Below are 6,257 nucleotides of genomic sequence, written 5' to 3'. Positions count from 1 at the left end.
CCAGATCACCCGTTAAAACGGAGTGTTAAAAAAGCCCGCGCCGTACCAAATTGGCCCCGGCGACGAGCAAGACAAACAGGGTGGCGCGTTTGAATTTCTTTTGATCCAAACGGTCCTGAACCTGTTGGCCGATCACCATCCCCAACAGTGCCGGGATTAAGAGCGCCAAAGATAGCGGCAGCGTTTGCGCATTGAGCACACCAGAGCGCAGATGGGCTGCAAACAACATCAAAGCCCCCGCGCCAAAGATCACGCCGGTGATTTTGATCTGCATTTTTTTCGGCGTATCGACGGCGGTGAGATAGGCCACCGTCAGCGGCCCCCAAATCCCCGCAACCCCACCGATCATCCCCGACAGCGCACCAAGGCCGAGATCGTAAAAGGCCCGGTGATGGTCCGGAATATGCAGCGCCCGCCCAATCAAAAGGTAGCTCGCCAAGACGATCACAATGATCCCAAGCGTTAAAAATACCACCGATTGCGGCAAGATCACCACAAGCTGCGCCGACAAAAGGATCATCACCAAAAGCGCTGCGATATAGAGTTTATAGACCTTCGCCGCCTGCACCGCCTCGGCCACGCCGCCACGCAGCGATTGCCAGATGTTCGACACCACGGTCGACAGAATCAGTCCCGCCAGCGCCAGTTCAGGCGAAAGGAATGACCCCAGCCCCGAAATCATGATCATCGGCATGGCAAAGCCGGTTGCACCTTTGACGAAACCCGCAAGCAGGGCAATGGCAAGGGAAACCGCCATTTGCGGCAAGGTAAGCAGGGAGAAAAGCGCGTTGAAGTCCATGGGTTTGTCATAGGGCCTGTGATCCCCGTGTGACCAGAGAATTCGCGCCTATCCGATGCGGCCAGTCTAAAACTTTCTCAGGGCCACGGGGGCATTCGGCTTGTCTGCGACACTTTTGGTCCTAAATGACATCTAATGCAAAATAATATTGCGCTGCAACTGCGAAGGGATTAGACAGTCCCATGACCCTGAGAAGGAGAGATTCCCATGGCCCTTGATCAACAGGAGATGACCATGTCGAACCCCATATTGCCCGATCTTCTGGCTTTGACCGGTGCCGCAGTGGCCCCTGCTGAGGCCCTTTTGGATCGCGCCCGCGCATCCTTGCGCACCGAATTTTTGGACGGAGATCGCATCTCTGGCACCAAACTTGAGGCCAATCAAACGGCGGCTCATGGCCTTGCTTGGCTTGCGACCTATGTCGAGGCGCTGCGTCAAATGCAAAAATGGGCCTTGGCTCTGACGGATGACGGTAAATTTGGCGAGATGGAACAACTGATCCATCAGATCGCCTTTGGCGAATACCTCAACCAAATCTACGGCGGCATTCCGATGAACCAAGGCGAGATCTGCCGCTTGGCCGATATGGGTCTTGGCCTCGCGCAGCCGAGCCACAAAGATGTCGTCAAACTCATGCTGGAGGGCAACACCGTTGCCGCGCGTTCCCGTCTTGTCGCTTTGATGCGCGACAATCATGGTCACGCCACTTTTGGCGCCTCTGGCCTTGATGACGAGCTGGAAATGGTGCGCGAACAGTTCCGCCGCTTTGCCGACGAAAAAGTCGTGCCCTTTGCCCATGAATGGCACCTCAAAGACGAATTGATCCCGATGGAGATCATCGAAGAGCTGGCCGAACTTGGCGTCTTTGGCCTGACCATCCCCGAGGAATACGGCGGCTTTGGCTTTCCGAAAGCAGCGATGGTGGTGGTCTCCGAGGAGCTGTCGCGTGGCTATATCGGCGTCGGCTCTTTGGGCACACGCTCCGAGATCGCGGCTGAATTGATCCTCAGCGGCGGCACCGAAGAGCAAAAACAAAATTGGTTGCCAAAACTCTCCTCCGCCGAAATCCTGCCGACCGCCGTGTTCACCGAACCGAACACCGGCTCGGACCTTGGCTCCCTGCGCACCCGTGCGGTGAAAGAGGGCGAAACCTATACGGTCACTGGCAACAAGACCTGGATCACCCACGCCGCGCGCACCCATGTGATGACGCTTTTGGCGCGCACCGATCCGAACACCACGGATTACAAAGGCCTGTCGATGTTCCTGGCGGAGAAAACGCCGGGCACGGATGAGGCCCCCTTCCCGACCCCCGGCATGACCGGCGGCGAGATCGAAGTCTTGGGCTATCGCGGCATGAAGGAATACGAGCTGGCCTTTGACGGGTTCAAAGTGAAGGCCGAAAACCTTTTGGGCGGCGAAGAAGGCAAAGGCTTTAAACAGCTGATGGAGACCTTTGAGTCTGCCCGCATCCAAACCGCCGCGCGTGCCATTGGTGTGGCGCAAAACGCGCTCGAAGTTGGGATGCAATACGCCGAGGACCGCAAGCAATTCGGCAAGTCCCTGATCGAATTCCCCCGCGTCTCCGGCAAGTTGGCGATGATGGCGGTCGAGATCATGGTCGCGCGTCAGCTCACCTATTTCTCCGCCTGGGAAAAAGATCACGGCCATCGTTGCGATGTTGAGGCAGGCATGGCGAAACTCTTGGGCGCGCGTGTCGCCTGGGCCGCCGCCGACAATGCCTTGCAAATCCACGGCGGCAACGGCTTTGCGCTTGAGTATCAAATTTCCCGCATCCTCTGTGATGCGCGCATTCTCAATATCTTTGAGGGTGCCGGGGAAATCCAAGCGCAGGTGATTGCACGCCGCATTTTGGGCTAAGCCCAGCGTGAAACAGCTTTAAAAAGGCGGTGCCTCCTGCGCCGCCTTTCTTGCAATCCGATCCAAAAACCGATCCCGCGCGGCGGGCATCGGTCGATCGGACAGCTCCGCCGCGATTCGGTTCAGAAAATGTCCGGTCGTGGTCAACCCTTGCGAAATTTCCGTGAAATTCAACGAGGATTGCCCCAACAAACATTGCGGCAACGGCAACATCCGGTCCGCCCACTCCCCCGCCCCCAAACGTGACACAGCGCGGCCAGATTTGGGTGAGACATAGATGAGATCTTCATGCGATCCCGTCACCGCACAGGCCGAGAGATCAAGGCCAAACCCTAGCTCTTCCAACAGTGACACCTCCCAATGCAGATAGGCCAAAGGCCACATCGGGTCCGTGCCGAGACGGTCCAAAAGCCGCATACTGTCGATGTAAAGATAGCCATGCGCCTCGCGTTCCGGCAAAACAAACGCCAACATCGCGGTGACCGCGTTGAGGGCTGCAAGCGCCAAAGGATCGTCCATCACGGCGGCGGCACGTCCCTTGACGGGTTCAAAGGTGAACGCACCCAGATGGTCCTCAAGCCGCGCTTTCCACGTCACGCTGACCTGCCCGCCGGGCTGCAGATGCGGCGTCATTTTGCGCGAAATGCCACCGCGCACGACCCCCGCTTGGCGACCGTGGTTCTCAGTGAACACCTCGACGATCACGGAGGTCTCGCCATGCTTGCGCACCGCCAAAACCGCCCCTTCATCGCGCCATTCAATCATGCGCGCGCCCCTGCTTCTTCTTGGTAAAAATACTCATGAAACCCTGCCCCGCAACATAGGCCGCGTCAATCAGACAGGCTCATCCTTGAGGCTCAATCGCTCAAACCGGGCTCGTCCAAAAGTGTGCGTCCCAGACGGTCCTCGACCTCGATGATCCAAAGGTCGGGGTCAAAACTGCGTTGTTTCATCAACGCCGCATCGACATCGCGTTCGTCGCCCTCGGACAGGACCGCCCAATCGCGGCGGTCCTCCATCAGGTTAAACTCGCGCTGAAACGCTTTGGCTTTGCCATCCAGCGTATTGAGCTTGATCATCACGGCCCCTGCGGTCAGGTCGCCCTTTTTCACCACAAACACCGGAATGTCGGCCAGGCGCAACCGCGTCAAATAGGCCGAAACCCAGACATCTGCGGTCAGTCGCGCCATCAGTTTCCGTCTTTGAAATCAAGACCCATCTCGCCGTAGCGTTCGGCCTCTTCCAACCAGTTCGGCCGGACTTTGACCTGCAAAAACAGGTGCACAGGCCGACCCAAAAACTCGGCCAATTCTTCCCGTGACGCGCGCGAAATCCGTTTGATCGTCTCGCCCCGGTGGCCCAAAATGATGCCCTTGTGACCATCACGGGACACATAGACGATCTGATCGACGCGCGCCGATCCGTCTTTGCGCTCTTCCCAGGCTTCGGTCTCGACCGTGAGCTGATAGGGCAATTCCTGATGCAGATTCAACGTCAGTTTTTCGCGGGTGATTTCCGCCGCGATCATCCGCATCGGCAGATCGGCAATCTGATCTTCGGGGTAAAGCCATGGGCCGACGGGCAATTCTTTGGCCAACCATTTGCGCAGATCGTCAACACCCCGGCCCTTTTCGGCAGAGATCATAAAGGTCTCTACAAAATTGCGGCGTTCGTTCAAAACCTTGGTCATATCCAACAGCTTTTCGACCGGCACCATGTCGATCTTATTGATCGCCAAAGCGATCTTGCGCGGCGGGCCTTTGTATTGAGCGTCTTGTTCGTCAAGTGCGGCAAGGATAGCCTCGACGCCCTCGGTCAGGCCACGATGGGCCTCAACCAGCAACACAACCACATCGGCGTCCGCAGCCCCACCCCATGCGGCGGTGACCATGGCGCGGTCCAGACGGCGCTTGGGTTTAAAAATACCCGGCGTGTCGACGAAAACAATTTGCGCATCCCCCTCAATCGCCACGCCGCGAATGCGGGCACGAGTGGTTTGCACTTTGTGGGTGACGATGGACACTTTGGCCCCAACCATGCGGTTGAGAAGGGTCGATTTTCCGGCGTTCGGTTCGCCGATCAGAGCCACAAAGCCAGAACGTGTCTCAGCCATGTTATTTGGCCTCCAGTTTGGTCAAAAGCGCCTTGGCGACCGCTTGTTCGGCCTGACGTTTGGACGTTGCCTCGGATTGCGCCGTCTCACCGCTTTCCAGTGTCACTTCGATGGTGAACACGGGTGCATGATCAGGGCCTTTGCGAGAAATTTCGGTATATTTTGGCGGCTTCTGACCCCGCGCCTGGGCCCATTCCTGCAGCGCGGTCTTGGCGTCGCGCGCATCATGTTCAACCATATCGATCCGCGTGCTCCACAGCCGTCGCACAAGCGTCTTGGCCGCGGCAAAGCCACCATCACGATAGACGGCGGCAATCACTGCTTCCATCGCATCGGCCAAAAGTGCCTCTTTGCGGCGTCCGCCAGACATCATCTCGGACCGGCCCAGTTTGAGCACAGCCCCAAGATCAATCTCGCGCGCGACGTCGGCACAGGTTTCTTTGCGCACCAGTGCGTTGAAACGCGGTGCAAGTTGACCTTCGGACGCTTTGCGGTCGACCTCAAACAGTGCCTCCGCCATCACCAGCCCAAGCACCCGGTCGCCCAAAAATTCAAGCCGTTGGTTGTCGGGGCGGGTGACGGAAGAAATCGAACTGTGGGTCACGGCACGCATCAAAAGCTCGGGCTGAGAAAACTCATAGCCGAGGCGCTGTTGAAACGCTTGGAGTTCGGTCGAAATCTTCACTGAAGCCCCTTAAAGAAACGATCTTTGCGCCATGTCCAAAAATACACAAGGTGCTTGCCAGCCGAGGAAAAGATCACCCGATCCACCCGACCGAGCAGATATTCCGCAGGTACAAAACCCACACCCGATGGCTGTGCAATCCGGCTGTCGACGGAGTTGTCGCGGTTGTCACCCATAAAGAAATACTGACCTTCTGGAACCGTGTAGACCTTGGTGTTGTCCACGCCCGTGACGGCGGCATTGAGCACCGAATGCTGACGCCCGCCGGGCAGAGTTTCGATGAATTTCTCTTTGACGCAGTCGCCGCCAAGCCCCGGCGCCGGGTTGGCACAGCGCGGCGGGTTGCCTGCGGCACCTTGCGGCTCAAAGGTCTCGACAAACACACCATCGGGCGTTTGTACGGCCTCTTCGCCATTGATAAAGACCACACCGTCTTTCAGTTGAACCTGATCGCCGGGCAGGCCGATCAGACGTTTGACATAGGTGACATGTTTGGTCGGGTGTTCAAACACCACAATATCCCCGCGCTCCGGTTCGGTGAACAGGATGCGCCCGGACACCGGGCACATAAAAGCCATCGGACAGGACCATTTCGAATACCCATAGCTCATCTTATTGACGAACAAGAAATCGCCGATCAGCAACGTGTCTTTCATCGAACTGGAGGGGATGAAAAACGGCTGAAAAAAGAAAGTCCGAAAAATCCCCGCGATCAAAAGGGCGTAGACGATGGTTTTGATGGTTTCGACCACACTGTCTTTGGTGCTGCTCATCTGAAT

General features: G+C 57.3%; 7 protein-coding genes. 1 reads left to right on the top strand and 6 read right to left on the bottom strand.

Annotated features, from left to right (window positions below; genetic code table 11):
- Positions 1-25 precede the first annotated feature (25 nt).
- Complete coding sequence (locus C8029_RS08240) at positions 26-799, bottom strand: sulfite exporter TauE/SafE family protein (RefSeq protein ID WP_152002677.1); 774 nt, start codon at positions 797-799, stop codon at positions 26-28.
- Positions 800-1,006: 207 nt separating this feature from the next.
- Here C8029_RS08240 and C8029_RS08235 point away from each other — a divergent pair, with 207 nt between their 5' ends.
- Positions 1,007-2,680, top strand: a complete 1,674-nt coding sequence (locus tag C8029_RS08235; protein ID WP_152002676.1) for an acyl-CoA dehydrogenase family protein — start codon at positions 1,007-1,009, stop codon at positions 2,678-2,680.
- Positions 2,681-2,698: 18 nt separating this feature from the next.
- Here C8029_RS08235 and recO read toward each other — a convergent pair whose 3' ends face one another.
- From recO to lepB, 5 genes are all read right to left on the bottom strand, one after another.
- Positions 2,699-3,445 carry a DNA repair protein RecO gene (gene recO, locus C8029_RS08230; protein ID WP_152002675.1) on the bottom strand — a complete coding sequence of 249 codons (747 nt, stop codon included), beginning with the start codon at positions 3,443-3,445 and terminating at the stop codon, positions 2,699-2,701.
- 92 nt (positions 3,446-3,537) lie between these two features.
- Positions 3,538-3,870, bottom strand: a complete 333-nt coding sequence (locus tag C8029_RS08225; RefSeq protein ID WP_009569912.1) for a DUF1491 family protein — start codon at positions 3,868-3,870, stop codon at positions 3,538-3,540.
- On the bottom strand, positions 3,870-4,793 hold the full coding sequence (era, locus tag C8029_RS08220; protein WP_009569913.1) for a GTPase Era: 924 nt from the start codon (positions 4,791-4,793) through the stop codon (positions 3,870-3,872). The genes C8029_RS08225 and era overlap by 1 nt, the downstream gene beginning before the upstream one ends.
- Position 4,794: 1 nt before the next feature.
- The gene (gene rnc, locus C8029_RS08215) at positions 4,795-5,478 is read right to left on the bottom strand and encodes a ribonuclease III (RefSeq protein ID WP_009569914.1); all 684 of its coding nucleotides are present in this window, start codon (positions 5,476-5,478) and stop codon (positions 4,795-4,797) included.
- Complete coding sequence (gene lepB, locus C8029_RS08210; RefSeq protein WP_009569915.1) at positions 5,475-6,251, bottom strand: signal peptidase I; 777 nt, start codon at positions 6,249-6,251, stop codon at positions 5,475-5,477. The genes rnc and lepB overlap by 4 nt, the downstream gene beginning before the upstream one ends.
- Positions 6,252-6,257: the final 6 nt, after the last annotated feature.

It is taken from the genome of Roseobacter sp. TSBP12, assembly GCF_009129705.1.
Classification (GTDB): Bacteria; Pseudomonadota; Alphaproteobacteria; order Rhodobacterales; family Rhodobacteraceae; genus Celeribacter; species Celeribacter baekdonensis_A.
This window is presented reverse-complemented; position numbering and strand designations above follow the sequence as displayed.